Origin of the sequence: Janthinobacterium sp., from assembly GCF_009923995.1 — a bacterium.
Classification (GTDB): Bacteria; Pseudomonadota; Gammaproteobacteria; order Burkholderiales; family Burkholderiaceae_D; genus Janthinobacterium.
Window position 1 is genome coordinate 1 of the sequence record NZ_RFSK01000038.1, and the last position, 19,958, is coordinate 19,958.

Consider the following 19,958-nt stretch of genomic DNA (forward strand, 5'->3'; position numbering starts at 1 on the left):
CCGTACTGGCCGTGCGCCTCGTCGTTCGGTCCGGCCGCATAGAACAGCGTATTCAAGGGCTGGTTGTTGAGGCCATTGCCGAAGGCGATGCCCCACAGGCCATCGGTCACCAGCGGCGTGCCGTCCGCCTTGAGCAGCGGGCCGCCGGCGGCGCCCGTGTAGGGATCATAGGCGTTGATCCTGCCATCGCCAAAATTGCCGACCAATAGCATGTTGCTGGCCGCGCCGAAATTGGCGGGCGCCAGCGCCATGCCCCAGGGCGCATTCAGGGCGCCGCCGCTCGCCAGCCGCTTGATCAGCGTGCCGCCGCTGTCATACACATTGACGATGCCCAGGCCCGCGCCCGCCTGTTCATCGTCGCCGCTGGCCTGCCGCATGGCATAGGCGACGTAGATGCGCTCGCCGACGGCCTGGATGCCGAACGGCGCATAGCCGGCCGGCAGGCTGGGGTCGCTGAACGCGCCGGGCAAGGCCACCTTGGCGAAGCTGGCGTCGAACACATCGACGCGCTGGTTGTGGAAATCGGCCGCATACAGGTAGTTGGCGCCCCCGAAGGTGCTGATGGCCAGGCCCTTGTAGACGCTGCCGCCCGCGCTGCCGTCATACACGACGAGGGCCGTGACGGGGCTGACCGTGGGCGACCAGGCGGCGATGCTGCCGCTCTCGGTGGCGAAGATGAAGGGACTGGGCGCCGTCACGCCATTCTGGCTCAGCTTGAAATCCTGCGTGCCGTTGAAGACGATGCCCGTCGGCCCTGCCGGCGTGCTGACCACCAGCGACTGCGGCACGCCATTGCCGTCGTACAGGGTGGACTTCGCCGTGCCGTTGTCGGCCACCCAGACGAAGCCGCGCGGATTGAAGGCCACGCCCCAGGCGTTGACGAGGTTGGGATCCGTATGCGGGGCAGGCAGCGACGCCGTATCGGATACGAGGCTGGTGGCGGCATAGGTGCTCAGCACGGGTGGCTGGTGGTGATGGTGGCCGCCGCAGGCAAACAGCGCTGCGGCCAGGATGGCGGCAAGACAGGCGCAGGCAATCGCGCTGGCGTTGTGCGTTTTCATGGCATTTCCCTTCTGCGCAATAAGCAGTGTGAGAGGCAGTGCGAGCAATGAGCAATGCCACGCTGCCTGTCTTCAGGGTATAACCGGGCCAGGGCGGCCGTTTGAGGCATGTCAACAGCAGAGGATATAAATACTGCCGCCTGGCGGCGGCATGGCCCCTCAGGGCACGGTGACGTCGTAGCGCCGGCCCAGTCTTTTCAGCTCGCCGCTGTCGAGCAGGTTATTCAGTTCCTGGTCGAACTGCAGGCGCAGCTTGTCGAAGGCAGGCGAACGGGGAAAGGCGAAATAGCCGTTCTGCGTTTCCACGACCCTGGGCAGGGGTTTCACCTGGCGCCCATAGCCGAGGCGGGCGATGACGGGGTCCGTATTGCGGCGGTTGCTGACGAAGACATCGACGTGGTTGTGTACCAGCATCTTCAAGCCGTTTTCCACGGTGTTGGCCACGCTGACCTGCAAGCCGGGCCGCACGCGCTCCCAGTCCGCGCCATACGCCCAGCCATTGAGCAGCACCACCCGGCGGCTCTTCAGCACGCTGTAATCGCCATCCCAGCCGAAGCTGGCATCCTGGCGCGTGTAGAAAACGATCTGGTCCTGGTAGAACGGTTTCTCGGAAAACGCCATGCTGGCGATGCGCTCGGGCGACTTGTAGGGACCGATCAGGATATCGGCCTGGCCCTGCACCAGCATGGCCTGGGCGCGCGCCCACGGTACCATGCGAAAGCGCACGGTGTTGCCCGTGCGCGCCGCCATCAGGCGCAGCAGTTCCACGCCCAGGCCGCCGTAGTCGCCGCTGTCCTGGTATTCGAAGACGCGCTCGAACTGCGCGCCCACGGCCAGCAGCTCGCGCGCCTGCGCCGGCAGGGAGCAGGCCAGCGCCGAGCCCAGCAGTGCTGCAGCCAGCAGGCGCCGCCCTGCTTCCTTCATCAGCCGACGATGCGCAAGGAGTAATCGGTGGCCCGCACGTCCTTGGTCAGGCTGCCGATCGAGATGCGGTCCACGCCCGTTTCGGCGATGGCGCGCACGGTATCGAAGTTGATGCCGCCCGACGCTTCCAGCAGGGCGCGGCCCGCCGTCAATGCCACGGCATCGCGCATCATGTCGTTGCTGAAGTTATCCAGCAGCACGGAGACGGCGCCCGCGTCCAGCGCTTCCTGCAATTGCGCCAGGGTTTCCACCTCGATCTGCACGGGCACGCCCGCGTCGAGGTTGCGCGCATTTTCCAGGGCCTGGCTGACGCCGCCCGCGGCCGCGATATGGTTTTCCTTGATCAGGATGCCGTCGTACAGGGCCAGGCGCTGGTTCTTGCCGCCGCCCACCCGCACCGCGTACTTCTGCGCCAGGCGCAGGCCCGGCAAAGTCTTGCGCGTGTCCAGGATGGACGCTTTCGTACCGGCCACCACGTCGACGTACTGGCGCGTGGCCGTGGCCACGGCCGACAGCAGTTGCAGGAAATTGAGGGCGCTGCGCTCGGCCGTGAGCAAGGCGCGCGCCGGCGCCTCGATCGTGCACACGACGCTGTCGGCCGTCATCATGTCGCCTTCGGCATATTGCCAAACGATGTCGATGCTGCGGTCCAGGCTTTTCATGATGCCTTCAAACCACGGCGCGCCGCACAGCACGGCCGCTTCGCGCACGATGACACGGGCCGTGACGATGTGGTCGGGCGGCACCAGTTCGCCCGTCAGGTCGCACTGGCCCACGTCTTCCAGCAGGGCGGCCAGCAGATTGCCTTCAAACGCGCGCGCCAGGGCCGGATCGAAGGGAGCGAAAGAATTTACGAGGGTACTCATGCTGGACCGATTCCTTGGAACAATGTAGTTTCTTTTGCCAGATCCGCGCCCGGCTTGAGGCCTGCCTTTTTCGCGGCGGCGAAGTCGAGCATGCGGTTGATGGAGCGCACGGCCAGCTGGCCGACGGCGGGATCGACGTGGATTTCGTTATGCATGTTTTCCAGCGTCTGCGCCAGGTTCAGCAAGCCGTTCATGGCCATCCACGGGCAGTGCGCGCAGCTCTTGCACGTGGCGCTGTTGCCGGCCGTGGGCGCTTCGATGAAGCGTTTTCCAGGCGCGGCCGCGCGCATCTTGTGCAGGATGCCGTTGTCGGTGGCGACAATAAACGTGTCCGTGTCCATGGTTTGCGCTGCCGCAATCATTTGCGACGTGGAACCCACCATGTCGGCCAGGGCCACCACGTTGGCGGGCGACTCCGGGTGCACGAGCACCTTGGCTTGCGGATACTCTTCCTTGAGCAGGTCGAGTTCGATGCCCTTGAATTCGTCATGCACGAGGCAGCTACCTTGCCACAGCAGCATGTCGGCGCCCGTTTCCTTCTGGATATACGAACCCAGGTGCTTGTCCGGTGCCCACAGGATTTTCTTGCCCTGCGCATGCAGGTGGGCAACGATGTCGAGGCCGATGGAGGATGTGACCATCCAGTCCGCGCGCGCCTTCACGGCCGCACTGGTGTTGGCATAGACGACGACCGTACGGTCCGGGTGGGCGTCGCAGAAGGCCGTGAATTCGTCCACGGGGCAGCCCAGGTCGAGCGAACAGGTCGCGTCCAGGTCGGGCATCAATACCGTTTTTTCGGGACTGAGGATCTTCGCCGTTTCGCCCATGAAGCGCACGCCGGCCACGACGAGCGTCTTGGCCGGATGGTCGCGCCCGAAGCGGGCCATTTCCAGGGAATCGGAGACGCAGCCGCCCGTGGCTTCCGCCAGGTCTTGCAGGTCTGCATCAACGTAGTAGTGGGCAACGAGCACGGCTTCGCGCTCGGTCAGCAGGCGCTTGATGCGCGTGATGAGTTCGGCTTTTTCAGCCGGGGACGGCGTCGCTGGCGTGCGTGCCCAGGCATGGGCAGTGCAGCTGGCTCCGTCTTGTGGATGTTCGTACTCGACGGATTTGATGGCTAAAGTTTGCATGGCTGTGTCAAACAAAAACGGGATAGACCGGCACGAACGCAATGAAGCAGGTGCGCCGGAACGAAAGGACCGCGGCGCGTCGGTGTGGTGCTGCCGGACGGGCGACTGGCGCGCCATCCGGCATGTACTTTGCCAGGCTAGAGATTAATCAATGCCCTGGCTCTTCAGGTAGTCCTCGTAGTTGCCGCGGTAATCGACCACTTCATCCTCCTTGATCTCGATGATGCGGTTGGCCAGCGAGGAGACGAATTCGCGGTCATGCGACACGAAGATCAGGGTGCCCGCGTATTTTTCCAGCGCGATGTTCAGCGATTCGATCGATTCCATGTCCATGTGGTTGGTCGGCTCATCGAGCATCAGCACGTTGTGGCGGCCCAGCATCAGCTTGCCATACATCATGCGGCCCTTCTCACCACCGGACAGCACCTTGACGGCCTTCTTGACGTCGTCGCCGCCGAACAGCAGACGGCCCAGGATGGAACGCACGGCCTGGTCGTCGTCGCCCTCTTTCGTCCACTGGCCGATCCAGTCGGTCAGGTTCGTGTCCTTGGCGAAATCTTCCGTCGGGTCCTGCGGCATGTAGCCCACGTTGGCGTTTTCCGCCCACTTCACGCGGCCCTGGTCCGGCTGCAGGCCGGCGATGTCGCCCGCGATGCAGCGCAGCATGGTGGTCTTGCCGGCGCCATTGGCGCCGATGATGGCGATGCGCTCGCCCGCTTCGACCATGATGGAAAAGTTCTTGAACAGCTGGCGGTCGAAGCCTTTCGAGATGTTCTCCACTTCCACTGCCAGGCGGTGCAGTTTCTTCTCGCCGTCGAAACGCACGAACGGATAGGCACGCGACGATGGCTTGATGTCGTCGACCTTGATTTTTTCGATCTGCTTGGCGCGCGAGGTGGCCTGGCGGGCCTTGGATTTGTTCGCGGCGAAGCGGCGCACGAATTCCTGCAGCTCGGCAACTTTGTCTTTCGCTTTCGCGTTGTTGGCCAGCTGCTGGTTGCGCGCCTGGGTCGAGGCGAACATGTATTCGTCGTAGTTGCCCGGATAAATCTTCAGGGTACCGTAATCCATGTCGGCCACGTGGGTGCACACCTGGTTCAGGAAGTGGCGGTCATGGGAAATGATGATCATGGTGGAGTTGCGCTCGTTGAGCACGTCTTCCAGCCAGCGGATGGTGTTGATGTCCAGGTTATTCGTCGGCTCGTCGAGCAGCAGGATGTCCGGATTCGAGAACAGCGCCTGTGCCAGCAGCACGCGCAGCTTCCAGCCTGGCGAGACATTGCTCATCGGACCTTGATGCAGGTCAATGGCGACACCTGCACCCAGCAGCAGTTCGCCGGCGCGCGATTCAGCCGTGTAGCCGTCGTACTCGGACACTTTGCCTTCCAGCTCGGCCGCCTTCATGTAGTCCTCGTCCGTCGCTTCCAGGTTCGCGTAGATCGCATCGCGTTCCTGCATCGCGGCCCACATTTCCGTGTGACCCATCATGACGACGTCGAGCACGCGCATGTCTTCAAACGCAAACTGGTCCTGGCGCAGCTTGCCCAGGCGCTCGTTGGTATCGAGCATGACATTGCCGCCCGACGGGTCCAGGTCGCCGCCGAGGATCTTCATGAACGTCGACTTGCCGCAGCCGTTCGCGCCGATCAAGCCATAGCGGTTGCCGTCGCCGAACTTGACGGAGATATTCTCAAACAATGGCTTGGCGCCAAACTGCATCGTAATATTTGCGGTTGAAAGCATGTGATATTAGGTCTTTATTCAGTTAAAACAGCTAGTTAGGTACTTTTCTCCCATTATACAGCACCCACCATGAACCACTGTATAAGACCCCCTAAAACAATGACTTACAGCGGTATATTCGACGATTTCTAACGCGCAGGCGCTCGAGCTGGCAAACCAAGTAGGGAGGGACAGCAGCTATCTTAGAATGGTTAATGGATGTGCCATGACGCCCCCTTTCACTGACCGCAGACCGCGCCACTGGCATATTTACAAGCTTCGCAAAGAATGCTGGGTGGTAAAAAGCGCGACGGCACACTGGCTTTGTTTGCGCTTACACAGGGATGCCACCTACAGCGCGTTTTAACATAGCCTCAGCAATCCTGCGAAAGGCATTATGCGATTCTCAGCTGCAATGATCTTCATCTGGTTTTTTCCGGATGCGTAGGTGCGCCGGTAGGTCGCCCGTCTGAACACATCGCTGTTGGCATGAACTGCTTCGCCCTCGCCGCCCGCTTCTGCACGCCCGCTAGTTACGAGCACCAGGGCGAGTACCTGCAGTTGAACTATGGCAGCGCGGCGGCCGGATGCAAGGTCACCTTCCTAGTCGACCAGGCGCAGCGCGTGGTAGGCAAGGCATGCGCTGTACGATATCGGTACGTGCCGCGCCGTGCCTCATAGTTCAGCGGTCCCAGCCCCTGCGCTTCCTGGCCATTGAAATCGAGTTCGGTAGTGTCCTGGATGCACAGCACGACCGGATGGTCCTGCATGCGTTCGCGGGTGCGTTCCCAATGCAGAGCCAGGATGCTTTCCCACGACACCTCATCTTTGCCGAGAAAGCGGTAGGCCGCACAGGTTTCGCTCCAACTGTCGCAGGCTTCGGGAATGCTCGCCGTCGGCTTCCCTGTAAATCGTTCCATCAGTGGTCTCGCTCGTTTGTCGAGGCGAGCATCGCCCAGGTCCGGTCCCGCAAACTCTTGATCCGTCCAGCGGCTCGTTACCTTGGCCAATACGTCACCCAAAGTCAAAGAGTAAACGGGATCTCGCCAACGTTTACAAGACCCTCGGGTAACTCATTGAATGTTAACGACTTTCTTGACGGCGCTGGGCCGTGTAGCAGACTTATGTATAACGGTATGGTTATTCCCTGTACAGAACTTCAACCATATCGCCACGGGCAAGAGCGAAAACTTGATCCAAACTATCCACCTCGAACTCCGAATAACTTAACTCTAATCCAACCAGCCCAGACGCATTTATCGGGAATGGACTAGACTCCACTTCAATGATTTTTCGGAGTCCAACAAAGACGTATGCAGCCTTTTGCTCGTTAAGTTCAAGGTGCCCGTCCTCGCTGAGATCTTCGTTTCCCTTGGCGATTTGAATCGCCCTTCCCGAGGCTTGATCCACATCTTCAGCATCAATTAGATAAACATTTTCATGGACAAGAAACGTATCTTGCTCTTGTCCACGAACCTGGAAGTAAAAAATCGCATGTGCACAACAAAGCATAATTGCCTCCAATCAGGATTACGGGCATGTCTTGCGGCTATCTTTGCCCTTGTTCCACTTGCCACGCGCCTTTTCTTCGTTGGTCAAGCGTTTTCGCTCTTCTGCACTCGTGCGCGGGTCCTTCAGACGCGCTTCAATTTCCGCGTCGGATACTCCAATCAAACCCGTATCCTTGATGTTCTGCGAGCCCCCCCCTTGGAGAACTTGACGAAGTCTGAAAACCCGTCACCGATTGCGTTGCCTATCGAGGAGAAAACCTTACTTATTGCATCGCGGCAGCCCGAGGACATGGCGCAACCGACTATCAAAACTCCACCGCCGATCACAATATCATCTGCGATAGCGATTTCCCCCGTAGGGGCTACGTAGCTAATCGGGTTACCCTCCACATAGGCATTGGTGTTGATGCCGCCAGCCAACCCAATTGGATCGCTCTGTAAATACCGCCCCAGCGAAGCATCATCGTAACGGTGCCAGTTATACCACAAGCCAGATTCGGTATCGTAATACTGCCCAGGGAAACCAACATGCATGCCGCCGATATTGTCGACGAATACGGTGCGGTCAAATGCGGCATTTTCGGCACGCCAGGCAACGGCGCCAGTCGAACCGGTCAACACTTCCGGACGTCCCAACTTGACGTTGTGGCCGGCGTAGAACTGGCCATCGCGCAGCACGCCAAGCATCTCTCCACCTAAAAAATACAAGGGGCAGTGAATGGCAAGAAAATATGATTGCCGCTTTTCCATTTAGCCGCTACGCTGCGGCACACCGCATTTCCAACCCAGCTGACAGGCATCCCTTGAAAAAAATTACCCTTGCCGCCACCGTGGCCGCCATCGTCGTCGCCGCCACCGCCTACGCTTCGCCCTACTACGCCTTGCGCCAGATCAAGACCGCCCTGGCCGAGCGCAATGCCGACGCGCTGGCCGCCCACGTGGACTTCCCCGCCCTGCGCGCCAGCGTGAAGGCCCAGCTGGAGGCCGGCATGGCCCGCAGCATCGAGGCCACCGCCGGCAGGGACAACCCCTTCGCCGCCCTGGGCCAGTCCATCGCCGGCGCCATGCTGGGCAAGATGGTCGACGCCATGGTCTCGCCGGCCGGCGTCGTCGCGCTGGTCAACAAGAGCGCCGTCAGCCCGCAAGCCGATGCGAATGGGGATGCGCCTGCCGATGGCGCGCAGGACAAGGCCGACTACTCTGCCGCGTATGCCGGCATCAACAAGTTCGTCGTGCGCGCACGCGATGGCCGCCAGGAAGGCGCGCTGGTCCTGCAGCGCCACGGCATATGGACATGGAAACTGAGCGGCATCGAGCTGGCGCCGGCGGTGGCCGGGCAGTAGCAAGGCGGCGGCATGGCGGCCTGCCTCGACAATTACACTGCAGACTATCCATGATAATTCTCATAAATAAATATTTATCTGGAGAATTTAATTACCTTGGAAAGGTCTAGTTGCCGCCGCAGCAGCCGCCGGTAAGTTGACAGCCGATTTACATCGGCGGAAGAAGCCTCGATCCGCACATTTCGCAGATAAGACATGCCATCCTTTTTCCGGCAGCGCACCCACACCGACAGCATGCCCGGGCGCCACAGCCACGGGCGGTACTCCGCCGGCGTTATTGCTTAAATACCACAGCGTGTATATTGGCGAGAAATTTGTAAAAAATATATACCACAATACCAACTTGCAGTTACCGAACTGAGCCAAATCCATCCATAAGGAGCTCATATGCAAGTTACCTGTCCAAGCGCTATCGCCGCACTGCTCCTCCTTGGCGGCTGCTCTTCCCTCCCCGGCACCCGATTTGGCCTGTCCGACTCCTCCATCAATATGCTTCTGAGCGGAACTGACCACGCCACGGTGCAGCAAAAAGAGGAACTCAAGAAAGCTTCGAGTAATTTTGATACTGCCCTCAATGTTTGCCGGGAAAAGGCCAGCGAGTATCAGCGCAAGATTACCCGCACCGGCTATTCTGAGGTCGGTGTCGTGACAGTAGGCATTGTTGCTGGCTCGATCATCGTGCCGGCACTGGCGGCCAAGGCGGCGGCGAAATCGGCCATCGCGGCATGGGGCGGGGTCTCTGGCGCCGCGAATGGCTATCAGTATGCGGCCAGCCAACGGGGATTGGGATCGGCCGACTATTCCGCAGCCTATAGCGTGATGTCGGCCAAGGTTGCCGTTGCCATGAATGAATATAGCGCGGCGGGGACGGACCCCGTCAAAGCCGCAGGCGCCGTGGCAAAACTGGTGGTCGCATGTGAATTCCCGTCGCCCAGCGAAATTGCAGCCGCCATGCCTGCCTACGCACCGGATGCGCCCCAGAATGCCGCATTTGAAGCTGGTCCGGACGGCAACGGGATAATCAAGATTACTCCGCCAGGCAGCGATGGCGGCGCCAATATCACGGACTACCTCGTCAGCATCAGTCCGGGCGGCCCGATCGTTTCGCCAGCGGACTTCCGGGATCGCACGCAGCCGACCATTTCCGTCACGTCCCTGGCCCCTGGCCAGAAATACCAGTTGGTCATCCGCGCACAAAACCGCATCGGCACCAGCGGCGGGATGGTCAAAGTCATCCCCGAGGGGGCCAAATGAACAATGCCATCGCGATCCTGTTCGCCTTCATGCTGGCATGGGGCGTTCCCGCTGCGGCGCATGCGTATCAAATCAGCCCATGCTACCGCATCCTGACCTACAGCGGCGGCGCACCGCATGAAAAAGCGGTGCGCTGGCGTAGCCACTCCTGTGCGCTGGTACTGGGCCGGCAGCAGAGAACTGCCGTGCATGAACATCTGACGGCGGCGGCACTGCGCGAATACCGTGGCGGCGCCATGCCCGCGCCGGCGGCAGACTGGACGTGGCCGTACATGATGGAAGCTGGCTGGCCCACAGATAGTCCCAAGCATCGCTCGTTCGCCATCATTTTCGGTACCTGGTGGAATGACGACCCGCTGATGCTGACGCTGGGCCAGTCCTGGGATTTCTCGGCAGGCGGCTACAAGGTCTGGTCGGCATTTCAACCGCGGCGCGCGAAATACGCCGGGGCGCAAGACGACTGCGGCGTGGATGCCGACGTCCACCTTGCCAGGGCATCGCACCTGGGCAAGCTGCAGCATCTGCACTTCATGACGACGCAGGCAACGGCGGATGATGCCGCGCGCGGCCAGCGCGTGGAGCACACGGTGCAGGCCGCATTGACGTGGATGGCCTTTGCCTATCAGGTGGCGACGGGCGAACTGCGGCCCGATCACCCCCTCACGGCCACAAAGCAGGCGGAACTCAGCCTGCCTTCCATTGCCCTCAATCACTGTGTGCGCCCCGAGAATGTCAAGATCCGCACCCTGTTCGCCCGCCAGGGACAAGCGATAGAGGAACGCAACATGCAAACGCCCGATGTTGCACTGGGCAGCATGCTGCATATTCTGCAAGACTCGTTTTCGCCGGCGCACGCCTGCCGCGTGGGCCGCGAGGTGGACGGCAGGCAGCAGGCGCTGTTGCGCGACGTGGAAAACTACGCGCTGCAGGACAAGCAAGCGCACGCGGCGCTCGACCAGCATCCGGCATGGTTCCTCGAATATCTGAAGACCGGCCAGCATGTGTATGGCAACGACCCCGTCACCGTCGGCGCCTGGCTGATATCGGCGGTGGACCGCAAGCTGCCGTGGGCGGAGGTGGAAGCGCATTTGCGCGCCACGATCTTTGCGCCGCTGCCATTGGGCGGCGCGGACGAAGCGGAGCAATGCCTGGAGCGATCGTGATCCATGGAAGCGCCATGCGGCGGCATGGGGGCAGACCTTGCCCTTGATTCTTCCGTGCGGCCATGTGCAAAAGCGCGATTCGGTGCAAGAATGCCCGACACTGTCCAATCGCGCCCATCCAGGCGCCCATGAGATCCCCCATGCTTGCCAAACACCTTATCCCCCTGGCCGCCGGCCTGCTCCTCGCCCACGCCGCCCTGGCGGCTGCCACGCCGCTGGATGCGCCACAACGCCAGCGCAGCGCATCCTCCGAGCACGCCCATTCCCTCGAAGCGCGCATGCAGGCGGAAACGTCGCAGGCCGCCGATCCGGACGCGCCCGCGCCGCTGCCCGTGCCCAGCGACATCTCGCTGGCCGAGCTGGAGCGCCGCCTGGCGCTGGGCCAGGCACAGGCCGCTGAAAAACACCTGAGCAGCGCGCTCGATCCCGCCATCCTGGCGGCCCTGGCGCGGCAGATGGATTGCCGCGATATCGTCGGCGTGCAGCCGTTCGGCTTCCCTCTGGAGCAGTCGCAGCCCACCGTCCTGAGCGGCGGCCACCTGCTGGCGCGCTGCCCGGACCGGGCCTACGTGACGATCACGGCGATGTCGATGGCGGGCAAGGCCGGCAAGCGCGCCAGCGTGTCACCGCAATCGTTCAGTCAGAGAGTCGATGGCCGGCCCGCGCGGCGCCTGTACTACAAGGCGCCCAGCGGCCGCCAGAGGGAGACGCTGACCATCGTCGACGGCAGCTATGCATATGCGCTGGAGTACTGGTCGCTCGATGACAGCCAGCAAACCGGCATGGTCGGCATGCGCCGCATGGAAACATTGACGCTGCCATAATAAAACGGGCGCAAACGGGAAAACTACTGTATATTCATACAGTTACCCACCACATCCCCGTCCGGCATGCCAACACACCCGCATCGCGCCTTACCCTATACCATTTCCGTCAGCGCCACGATCGACGCGGAAGTCGAGCACGTCATCCTGGATGGCTTGAACGCCTACAACGATGCGATCACGGGCCATAGCGACCGGCAGGCGCTGAGCGTGGTCGTGCGCGACCGCGACAGCCAGCGGGTGCTGGGCGGCGCCATGGGCCGGACCTCGCTGGGCCTGCTTTTCCTGGATCTGTTTTATCTGCCCGCCGCCTTGCGGGGAGTGGGCCTGGGCAGTGAGATACTGGAACAGTTCGAGGCAGAAGGCCGCCGGCGCGGCTGCGTCTCGGCGGTGCTGTACACCATCAGTTTCCAGGCGCCGGCATTCTACGAGCGCCGCGGCTGGCGTGCATTTGGCGAGATTGCCTGCAGTCCGGAAGGAACGAGCCGCGTATTCATGAGCAAGACCTTGCAGGCCGCCGTCTAGACTGTAAACGACAGCGGCCGGCGACAAACATGCCGCCGGCCGCCATGGGCAACAGTTGCTTACATGCCCAGGGACTTGAGCAGGTCGGCGTTGTCGTCGTCTTCCGCTTCCGCGGCAGGCGCCGGGGCGGCATCCCGTTCGCGGTTCGCGAATTCGCCATCCATCAGCGAGTCGGCGTCGACTTCGCGCGAATCGAAATCGTGCAGCTTGATGAACTCGGTACGGTCGATCGCCAGCTCCAGGTAGAAGATGTTGTTCTTTTCCGTGTAGAAGGTGACGCGGCGCATTTCCGGGCGGTCCAGCGGCGTGTCGACGCTGAGCATCACCTGCTTGTTCAGCACCAGCATCTTCGGCTGGCTCTGCGTGATATTCGTCTGCAGCTCGCGCCGCACCTTGCCCGTGAAGTCGCCCACGATCTGGTTCATCAGCTCGCCCATGATGTTGGACACTTCGTCCGACGTGTAGAAGCTGGCCAGCTCCGACTTCGGCATGCCCATGTGCAACATGTAGCGTTCGTAGATTTCCATCGCCGTATCGGCGGCGAAATTGAGCACCACCAGGCCCGTGAAGCCGCCGTCGAACATCACGAAGCAGCCGATGTCCGGTTTCAGGCCGGTCTTGGTGATGCGCTGCACCATCCCGGAATAATTGACCTTGCTTTGCGTTGCCACGTTGAGCACCCGGACGACCGAGTTGCACAAACTCATCAACAAATCTTCTGTACCGTACACAACATCCTTTTCTGCATCCATGAGCAACCTCTCCTACTATTTGAAAGATGACAGCACTGTTCCCTGCCCGTCGCGAGCCGAAACTGACCGTTTCGCTCAGCAGGCGGGCGACTTCACCTTTGCATGCCTGACCGTGCCTGGCAGCACCAGCTGCCTGTTGTTTTTGCCTGTTATTGCTACCTATGCTTACATTTTTCTGTATAGAAATAAGTATCAGATGCGCAGAATACCCAGATGTAACATTTCCGTCCAGCCATACCTGCGTTTACTTGATGATCTGTGCGGAAATACCATATCTGGCCAGGATCCTCGCGCCGGCAAGGGAAAGGCGGCTAGAAATCGAGGGCGCGCAAGGCCACGCCGCGCAGCAGCAGGTCGCGGCTCAGGCTGGCAAAGGCGCGCTGGCCGATGCGCGCGCGGTGGGCGTCGAAAATGGCCAGCCAGTCGCCGCCCCGGCCCTCATCGAGGCGATGCAATGCCGTCACGCTGATGCGGCAGCACCTGGGCGCCCCGAAGACGGTCAGGCGGAAGGTGATGCCTTCGCCCGCCTGGTCGAGCGCGATACTGTCGCGCAAGATTTCATAGGGCATGGATAACCTCCCCGCCCGGCGCAGGCAGCCGGCACGGCCGGCGGTGTGCCGGCAAGCGCAGGGACGGGCCGGCGGTGCGGCGGGGGGACTGGGGCGCGGCGCGCGGGGCCGCAGGGAAGACAGGCATCATGGCAATCCAATGCTGAAGGTGGTAATGGCTGGAGACTACTGGTATTGCCTGCCGGCCACCGTCTGTTACCATACACAGGCGCACATGCCAGCCGCGCCATGCACGGCGCCCCTGTGTTATTGTCTTCCCATGGACAACCCGCGCAGGTGCCGTGCATGCATAACATCGTTACCAGTGTCTCGTTCCGCTACATCGATCCGCGCCACAAGGAAGCGGGGCCGAGCCGTGAATTCGTCAACCAGAACATCCTGCTGCCGCCCGGCGCCCACCTGCCGCGCATGGGCGAAGCCATAGAACTGATGCACTGGGACCTCAACCGCGACATGAAGTCCGGCGTGTATTCGGTCCTGTTCGTCCACACGCGCATCGCCCTGTTCGACGGCAACGACAGGCCGTCGGGCTGGCACACCACGGTCACGGTGGGCCCCCACCCGGACGACATCGACGCGCGCTTCCTCACTGCCCCCTCCTGACGGCGGCGCCCCTTGTTCCCGCCTTGCGCCAGCGCCTAGAATAGCGGGATATTTATCCAATCCACATCAGACAGGAACGTGGCGGCTGCCGGCGGCACCGCCACGTGCCATGCAGGGAAAGACCACACCTAGATGAGTACTCTGGTAGAACAGGCAACACAGGAAATGACGGCGGCCATCCACGCCTGGTTCGATGAGCGCCTGCGGCGCACGGACCTGGAACAGTCCGTCAAGCGGACAAGCTTGCAAGCAGGCATCTTCAATGACTTCATGCTCGACTACAAGCCGGGGCGCACGACGGCCGACGACGTCGACCTGGGCCTGGACGACGAGGCCCGCCCCCGCACGCCGGCGCGCCTGGACGAGGCGCAAGTACGCGAGCTCATCGCGCCCCGGCTGACGGCCCTCGTGCAGGCCCGCCTGGCCCCGCTGGTGGACACGGCCATGATCGACTACCGCTTCACGTGCCGCGGCAAGTTCCAGACGGCGCAGGGCATGCTGCACCTGACGCTGCTGGAATACGTCAACGAGGACAAGCGCCAGGCCTTGCTGGCACGCATACAGGCGTATATTGGCGACAAGCTCGCGCACGGCCAGCAGCCGACCAAGCCGCTGGAAACCTTTTTCCTGGCCCGCCACCTGCTCGACCCGCAGCTCTTCCCGCAACTGGACGTGGCCTGGACCATCGCCCAGTACGCGCGCATCGAGGCAGTCAACAAAACCAGCCCGGAGGCGCTGGCCGAACACCGCCACGACATCATCCGCGCCATCAGCCAGTGGGCGCAGGACGATTTCCTGCCGCAGTTCTACGACCGCGCCCTGTCCGCCTACCGCGCCACGCAATACACGCCCAAGGCAGGCGCCCTGCCCGCCGCGCAAGCCCTGCAGGCGATGGACCTGCTGCTGCATGGCGCCGTGATGATCTTGCGCCACGAGCCCAGCTACGCCAAGGCGAAGGGCGTCAAGTTCCTGCAGATCGCCCGCGACCTGGGCAGCGAACGGGCCGCGCGCATGCTGGACGAAGGCAGCGGCACCTTCGGCACGGAGGAAAGCCAGCTCTCCAATGCGCTGCTGGCATGCCGCGCCAACGACGTCTTTGCCACGGTCAGCATCGCCATCGCGCGCGAGGAAGAAGACGCGTATGCGCAGGCGCTGGCCTTCCTCACGCACTTGCTGCGCCAGGGCTTCCCGAAAAGCTACCAGATCACGCTCACGTCGAAGGCCAGGGAGTATCTGCCCGTGACGGGCCTGGCCAGGTCCGGCACGCATCGCTTCTTTGCGGGCGCCCTCGCCTTCCCCGCCCTGCAGGGGGCGCTGGAAGCGTATGCGCGCGCCGCCATCGCCAGGTTCGAGTTCTATGCCGACACGGAAGGCGAAAAGAATTGCATGCCCGGCAGCTATGCCGTATTTGGCCTGGGCTTGCTCGATGCCCGCTACTTCCCCCTCGTGCAGGACTACATGGCGCAGGTGGACGAGGGGCACCAGTCGGTGCAGGACGGTTTCACGGCCGCCTTCGTGGCGCGCCACGGCGTCACGCTGCAGACCATTCCCGTGCTCGTGGCATGCCTGCGCGCCTGCACGGACAGGGTGAAGCTGAAGATCGCGGCGGACTTCGAGGACGTGGAACGGCTCGAGTGCCTGGCGCGGCAATTGCACGGCCTGGAAGACTACCTGGTGGAACACGTGCTGTACGCCATCTGGGGCAAGCCGGAAAAACTGGCCGCCCTGGCGCGCAAGGCGGACGGCCGGCGCAGGGAGCTGCTGCTGGCCCTGCTGGCGGCGGCCAGCCAGGCGGCGGCCTGAAGTGTGCAACGGTGTGCAACGTTATGACTTTCACCATATACAATGCGCGACGCTGGAATTGCCGTAAAGCATTTCCGGCGCCAGACATTGAATCGTGGAGAAAATACATGCACCAAATGAAACAAATTCCTGCCGCCACACTGCTGGCCGCCCTCGCCGCCGTGATCCAGCCCGCCATGGCGGCAGATACGGCCGCGCCGGTACTGGCGCCCGTGGAAGTGGCCAATCTGTACATCAAGACCATCATCAACCAGGACGAGGCCAGCGTGGCCAAGCTCAACGCCTACCTGCGCCCCACGCGCCTGGCCGGCCACCAGTCCGCCGAGTATGCCTCGTACAGCGCCCTGCAGGAGGCGAACGCGCAGTTCCCGAAAGAAACGGGCAAGCTGATCGCCGGCCTCTTCCCCGCCGCCATGCAGGCCGCCGTGACGCCGGCAGCCGAACTGCTGGCAGGAAATATCATTGCCGCCAAGAATGGCGCCGTGTGCCAGGCCATCAAGGCCGCCCCCGTGACGGTGGAAAACGGCATGCAGACGGCGGCCGTCAGCTTCGAATGCCAGATCGTCAAGGTGCCCGTCGCCTGGGCGCCTGCCGCGCAGCAGCTGGCGAAGAGCGGCTGCAAGGTGGAGCAATGCGTGGCCGGCTTGCAGAACATCGCCGCGACCTACGCCGCTTCGCCGAAACAGGCATGGCGGGCCGTGTTTGCCGTCAGCCGCGAAAAGGACACGGAAGCATGGCGCAACGATTTTGCGCGTGAAACTTTTGATGAAATCTGGGAATACCTGTAATCACGGCCTCGTCTAAAATGGCTGCATGAACAAAGTGATTCCAGTACCGCAGCCCGCAGGCTTGGCCCTGCTGCGCCTGCTCGACCCCGGCCATGCAGAAGGCGAACTGGGCCGGCAAGTGCTGGCGCGGGACTTGCCGGCCCTGGACGGCAAGCAATTGCTGGCCCTGCTGCGCCGACTGCGCGCCGCCCAGTCCAACCAGCAGCACTACGGGGGCGCCAGCGCCGGGCAGGCAGAACAGCTGTTCGGCGCCGCCATCGCCGCCGTCAAGGCGGAACTGGCCACGCGCCCGCACATCCCCAACAAGCAGGAAGCGAAGGCCCTGCGCCAGGCGGCGGCAAGGAAGCGCTGAGCCGGCAGCAGGCCCGGCGGCCCACCCTCGGTGGCGCCGCACGCCCCGCCCTTGCTTGAGCGGCCGTGCCGGGCACGGACACGGGGCATGACGTCTGGCGTCAGGCGGCCCGCCTACCGTGCGCGGCGGCGCGCCGGTGCCCTCCTATAATCAGTGCCACCCTGTTTTCACGCACTGAAAGGATCTCCCCATGCCGATGCCATTTTCCCGCCATGCGCTGCACTGCGCCGTGTTCACCCTGGCCAGCGTGGCCGGCCTGCAAACGGCCCAGGCCCAGCAGTTCGGCCCCATCGACGCGCGCGCCGTGTGGACCGAGCGTTCGCTGTCGGCCTGCCGCAGCGAACAATCGTCCACCGCGCCCGACGTCTGCCTGCTGCGCACCATGCAGCGTGCCGGCGCCCGTCCGCAAGCCATCGCCGCCGCCCGCATGCTCGTGAAGGCGGACAAGGCCGGCTTCATTTCCGCCTGGCGCCCGCTGGGCAAGGCGGCCCTGGCCACCGTCACCTATCCGTTTCGCGCCAACACGAACGAAGGCAGCCTGCTGATCGGCAGCGATGGCGCGGCCATCGACGTCGACGAAGGCTCGCTGCGCGAGGAAGACCGCGCCACGCCCGCCTGGCGCGCCTTCGCCGCCGCCCACCCGGACGCCGTGCCGTTCGCGCCGGCCGACTTCGTGGGCAGCACGGCCACGGCCGACGGCGGCCAAAGCGCGCTGTTTTCCACGCCCCTGAAGAGCTGCCATGCCTGCGCCGACGATGGCGCCCTGCTGGTCGCCTACGCCATCGACAGGGACGGCATCGTGCGCGGGCGAAAACTCTTGGCGATCAAGTAATACTGTGTCAAAGATAAGATAGAATTGCTTGATGGCATGTCTATACGAGTACATGCCATCTATCCACACTAACTTATCACGGGAAAACATGCGCCGCTCTAGTCTTGCACTGCACCTCACCGCCGCCCTGCTGCTGTCCAGTACCTTCCACCTCGCCACCGCCGCCGCACCCGCCGTTGCCGCCAGCGCGGCCGCGCCGCTGGTCATCGGCGAAAGCTTCACCATCGATTCGCAGGCGCTGAAGGAAAAACGCCACATCAACGTGTACATGGCGCGCGCCTGGGACACCCCGCCCGACGCCCCCTTGCCCGTGCTGTACATGCCCGATGGCGGCGTGGCCGAAGATTTCCTCCACGTCGCCGGCTTGCTGCAAGTGTCCGTTGCCAACGGCACGATGCGCCCCTTCATGCTGGTCGGCATGCAAAACACGCAGCGCCGGCGCGACCTGACGGGACCGACCGAGAATGCGGAAGACCGCAAGATCGCCCCCGTCGTGGGCGGCGCGGCGGCCTACCGCGATTTCATCCGCGATGAATTGATGCCGGAAGTCAAGCGCCGCTACCGCACGACGGGCGAGACGGCCATCGTCGGCGAATCGCTGGGCGGCCTGTTCGTGGTGGAAACGTATTTGCTGGAGCCGCAGCTGTTCGACCATTACCTGGCGTTCGACCCCAGCCTGTGGTGGAACCACGGCAGCCTGCCGCGCCAGGCGGGCACGCTGCTGGCCAAGGGCAAGCCCGGCAAGCACAGCCTGTACCTGGCGTCCAGCAGCGAGGCCGGCATCGCCACCGAAGTGCAGCGCCTGTCCGACGTGCTGCAGCGGCAGGCGCCGCCGGGCTTGCAATGGCACGTGGAAAAGATGCCGGAGGAAACCCATGGCACCATCTATCACCCGGCCGCCCTGAAAGCCTTCCGCGCCGTGTTCAAGCCGCAGGCGCCGGCCAGCCAGTAAAACATGGACAAACTGTAATCTTGCGCCAGCCTCGGGCGCAGGATCGGACGAGTAAAATCGGCTGCCCTTTACCGGCAGCCTTTTTTTCGCCCACCCGAGTCCCCAATCATGAGCTTCTTGCAACTATTTATCCTCTCCGTCGTCCAGGGCTTCGCCGAACTGCTGCCCGTGTCCAGCTCCGCCCACGTCATCATGGCGGAAAAACTGATGGGCCTGGACCCCACCTCGCCCGAGCTGACCATGCTGCTCGTGATGTTGCATACCGGCACCATGTTCGCCGTCATCGTGTATTTCTGGAAATCCTGGCGCAGCACCTATTTCAGCTCGGCCGCCGCCTTCCGCAGCAATGTGCTGCTGCTGGCCGCCGCCACGGTCCTGACGGGCTTCGTCGGCTTCGGCTTGCTCAAGGGCATCACCCACGTCATGAGCAAGGATGCGCCCGGCTTTGAGATCGAACACCTGTTCGGCAACGCGAAACTGATGGCGGGGGCGCTGGCCGCCGCTGGCGTGCTGATCATCGTCTCCTCGCGCCTGCAAGCGCGCGACAGCGGCACCCTGTCCATCGGCAAGGCCATGGTGATCGGCGCCGTGCAGGGCCTGTGCCTGCCCTTCCGCGGCTTTTCCCGCTCCGGCGCCACCATTTCGGCCGGCATCGCCATGGGCGTGCCGCAGCGCCGCGCCGAGGAATTCAGCTTCGCCCTGGCCGTCGTGCTGACACCCGCCGTGCTGGTGAAGGAAGGCTGGCGCTTCTACCAGGCCGTGGCGAATGGCAGCCTGGACCATCTGCAGCACGGCAACAGTGTGCTGTCCCTGCTGGGACCCAGCCTGCTGGGCATGCTGCTGTCCTTCCTGGCTGGCCTGCTGGCACTGCGCTGGCTGTCGCACTGGCTGGAACAGGGCCGCTGGCATTTCTTTGGCGCCTATTGCCTGTTTGCTTCCTTGGTGGTGCTGTACGTAGGGTAAAATCGCCGGGTTTGTCATTTG

21 protein-coding genes and 1 pseudogene are annotated in these 19,958 nt (G+C 62.9%); 12 read left to right on the plus strand and 10 right to left on the minus strand.

The annotated features are described in order from the left end of the window. The 8 genes and pseudogenes from EBS11_RS18155 to EBS11_RS18190 all read right to left on the minus strand — a co-directional run. On the minus strand, positions 1 to 1,061 hold a 1,061-nt coding region (locus EBS11_RS18155; protein WP_290605015.1), incomplete at its 3' end, for a TIGR03118 family protein. Between the two features lie 159 nt (positions 1,062 to 1,220). After that, positions 1,221 to 1,985, minus strand: a complete 765-nt coding sequence (locus tag EBS11_RS18160; protein ID WP_290605018.1) for a transporter substrate-binding domain-containing protein — start codon at positions 1,983 to 1,985, stop codon at positions 1,221 to 1,223. Beyond that, entirely contained in the window at positions 1,985 to 2,851 is an 867-nt protein-coding gene (gene nadC, locus EBS11_RS18165; RefSeq protein WP_290605019.1) for a carboxylating nicotinate-nucleotide diphosphorylase, read from the minus strand. The genes EBS11_RS18160 and nadC overlap by 1 nt, the downstream gene beginning before the upstream one ends. After that, complete coding sequence (gene nadA, locus EBS11_RS18170; RefSeq protein WP_290605021.1) at positions 2,848 to 3,981, minus strand: quinolinate synthase NadA; 1,134 nt, start codon at positions 3,979 to 3,981, stop codon at positions 2,848 to 2,850. Before nadA ends, nadC begins: the two co-directional genes overlap by 4 nt. Before the next feature lie 144 nt (positions 3,982 to 4,125). After that, on the minus strand, positions 4,126 to 5,724 hold the full coding sequence (locus EBS11_RS18175) for an ABC-F family ATPase (protein ID WP_076568522.1): 1,599 nt from the start codon (positions 5,722 to 5,724) through the stop codon (positions 4,126 to 4,128). 623 nt (positions 5,725 to 6,347) lie between these two features. Next, positions 6,348 to 6,713 (minus strand): annotated as a pseudogene (locus EBS11_RS18180) (transposase DNA-binding-containing protein); the annotation flags it as partial. A gap of 130 nt (positions 6,714 to 6,843) precedes the next feature. Further along, the gene (locus tag EBS11_RS18185; protein WP_290605025.1) at positions 6,844 to 7,227 is read right to left on the minus strand and encodes a hypothetical protein; all 384 of its coding nucleotides are present in this window, start codon (positions 7,225 to 7,227) and stop codon (positions 6,844 to 6,846) included. Positions 7,228 to 7,373: 146 nt separating this feature from the next. Then, positions 7,374 to 7,964, minus strand: a complete 591-nt coding sequence (locus EBS11_RS18190) for an RHS repeat-associated core domain-containing protein (RefSeq protein WP_290605027.1) — start codon at positions 7,962 to 7,964, stop codon at positions 7,374 to 7,376. Positions 7,965 to 8,017: 53 nt separating this feature from the next. Here EBS11_RS18190 and EBS11_RS18195 point away from each other — a divergent pair, with 53 nt between their 5' ends. The 5 genes from EBS11_RS18195 to EBS11_RS18215 all read left to right on the plus strand — a co-directional run bounded on the left by EBS11_RS18195 (position 8,018) and on the right by EBS11_RS18215 (position 12,323). Beyond that, positions 8,018 to 8,557: a DUF2939 domain-containing protein gene (locus EBS11_RS18195; RefSeq protein WP_290605029.1), complete on the plus strand. Its 540-nt coding sequence runs from the start codon at positions 8,018 to 8,020 to the stop codon at positions 8,555 to 8,557. A 387-nt stretch (positions 8,558 to 8,944) separates the two neighbouring features. Further along, positions 8,945 to 9,811: a fibronectin type III domain-containing protein gene (locus tag EBS11_RS18200; RefSeq protein ID WP_290605031.1), complete on the plus strand. Its 867-nt coding sequence runs from the start codon at positions 8,945 to 8,947 to the stop codon at positions 9,809 to 9,811. Next, positions 9,808 to 10,974 carry a hypothetical protein gene (locus EBS11_RS18205; protein ID WP_290605033.1) on the plus strand — a complete coding sequence of 389 codons (1,167 nt, stop codon included), beginning with the start codon at positions 9,808 to 9,810 and terminating at the stop codon, positions 10,972 to 10,974. Before EBS11_RS18200 ends, EBS11_RS18205 begins: the two co-directional genes overlap by 4 nt. 140 nt (positions 10,975 to 11,114) lie before the next feature. After that, on the plus strand, positions 11,115 to 11,798 hold the full coding sequence (locus tag EBS11_RS18210) for a hypothetical protein (RefSeq protein ID WP_290605035.1): 684 nt from the start codon (positions 11,115 to 11,117) through the stop codon (positions 11,796 to 11,798). Positions 11,799 to 11,864: 66 nt separating this feature from the next. Next, positions 11,865 to 12,323 (plus strand): GNAT family N-acetyltransferase, encoded by a 459-nt coding sequence (locus EBS11_RS18215; RefSeq protein WP_290605037.1) that lies wholly within the window; start codon positions 11,865 to 11,867, stop codon positions 12,321 to 12,323. Between the two features lie 59 nt (positions 12,324 to 12,382). On the opposite strand, the gene EBS11_RS18220 is transcribed toward EBS11_RS18215, so the two are convergent. Together EBS11_RS18220 and EBS11_RS18225 are read right to left on the minus strand one after the other, a co-directional pair. Beyond that, positions 12,383 to 13,075 carry a DUF3334 family protein gene (locus EBS11_RS18220; RefSeq protein WP_290605039.1) on the minus strand — a complete coding sequence of 231 codons (693 nt, stop codon included), beginning with the start codon at positions 13,073 to 13,075 and terminating at the stop codon, positions 12,383 to 12,385. 311 nt (positions 13,076 to 13,386) lie between these two features. Then, the gene (locus EBS11_RS18225; RefSeq protein WP_290605041.1) at positions 13,387 to 13,644 is read right to left on the minus strand and encodes a DUF1488 family protein; all 258 of its coding nucleotides are present in this window, start codon (positions 13,642 to 13,644) and stop codon (positions 13,387 to 13,389) included. Positions 13,645 to 13,929: 285 nt separating this feature from the next. Between EBS11_RS18225 and EBS11_RS18230 the strand changes: the two genes are divergently transcribed. The 7 genes from EBS11_RS18230 (at position 13,930) to EBS11_RS18260 (ending at position 19,937) form a co-directional block, all read left to right on the plus strand. After that, complete coding sequence (locus EBS11_RS18230; RefSeq protein ID WP_290605044.1) at positions 13,930 to 14,247, plus strand: hypothetical protein; 318 nt, start codon at positions 13,930 to 13,932, stop codon at positions 14,245 to 14,247. A gap of 132 nt (positions 14,248 to 14,379) precedes the next feature. Further along, positions 14,380 to 16,050, plus strand: a complete 1,671-nt coding sequence (locus tag EBS11_RS18235) for a DUF6138 family protein (protein ID WP_290605045.1) — start codon at positions 14,380 to 14,382, stop codon at positions 16,048 to 16,050. A 107-nt stretch (positions 16,051 to 16,157) separates the two neighbouring features. After that, positions 16,158 to 16,838: a hypothetical protein gene (locus EBS11_RS18240; protein WP_290605047.1), complete on the plus strand. Its 681-nt coding sequence runs from the start codon at positions 16,158 to 16,160 to the stop codon at positions 16,836 to 16,838. Between the two features lie 25 nt (positions 16,839 to 16,863). Further along, positions 16,864 to 17,190, plus strand: coding sequence for a hypothetical protein (locus EBS11_RS18245; RefSeq protein WP_290605049.1), 327 nt, complete (start codon positions 16,864 to 16,866; stop codon positions 17,188 to 17,190). A 190-nt stretch (positions 17,191 to 17,380) separates the two neighbouring features. Beyond that, positions 17,381 to 18,022, plus strand: a complete 642-nt coding sequence (locus EBS11_RS18250) for a hypothetical protein (protein ID WP_290605051.1) — start codon at positions 17,381 to 17,383, stop codon at positions 18,020 to 18,022. Positions 18,023 to 18,110: 88 nt separating this feature from the next. Continuing rightward, complete coding sequence (locus EBS11_RS18255; protein WP_290605053.1) at positions 18,111 to 18,974, plus strand: alpha/beta hydrolase-fold protein; 864 nt, start codon at positions 18,111 to 18,113, stop codon at positions 18,972 to 18,974. Between the two features lie 108 nt (positions 18,975 to 19,082). Further along, complete coding sequence (locus tag EBS11_RS18260; RefSeq protein WP_290605055.1) at positions 19,083 to 19,937, plus strand: undecaprenyl-diphosphate phosphatase; 855 nt, start codon at positions 19,083 to 19,085, stop codon at positions 19,935 to 19,937. The last annotated feature ends 21 nt before the right edge of the window (positions 19,938 to 19,958 follow it).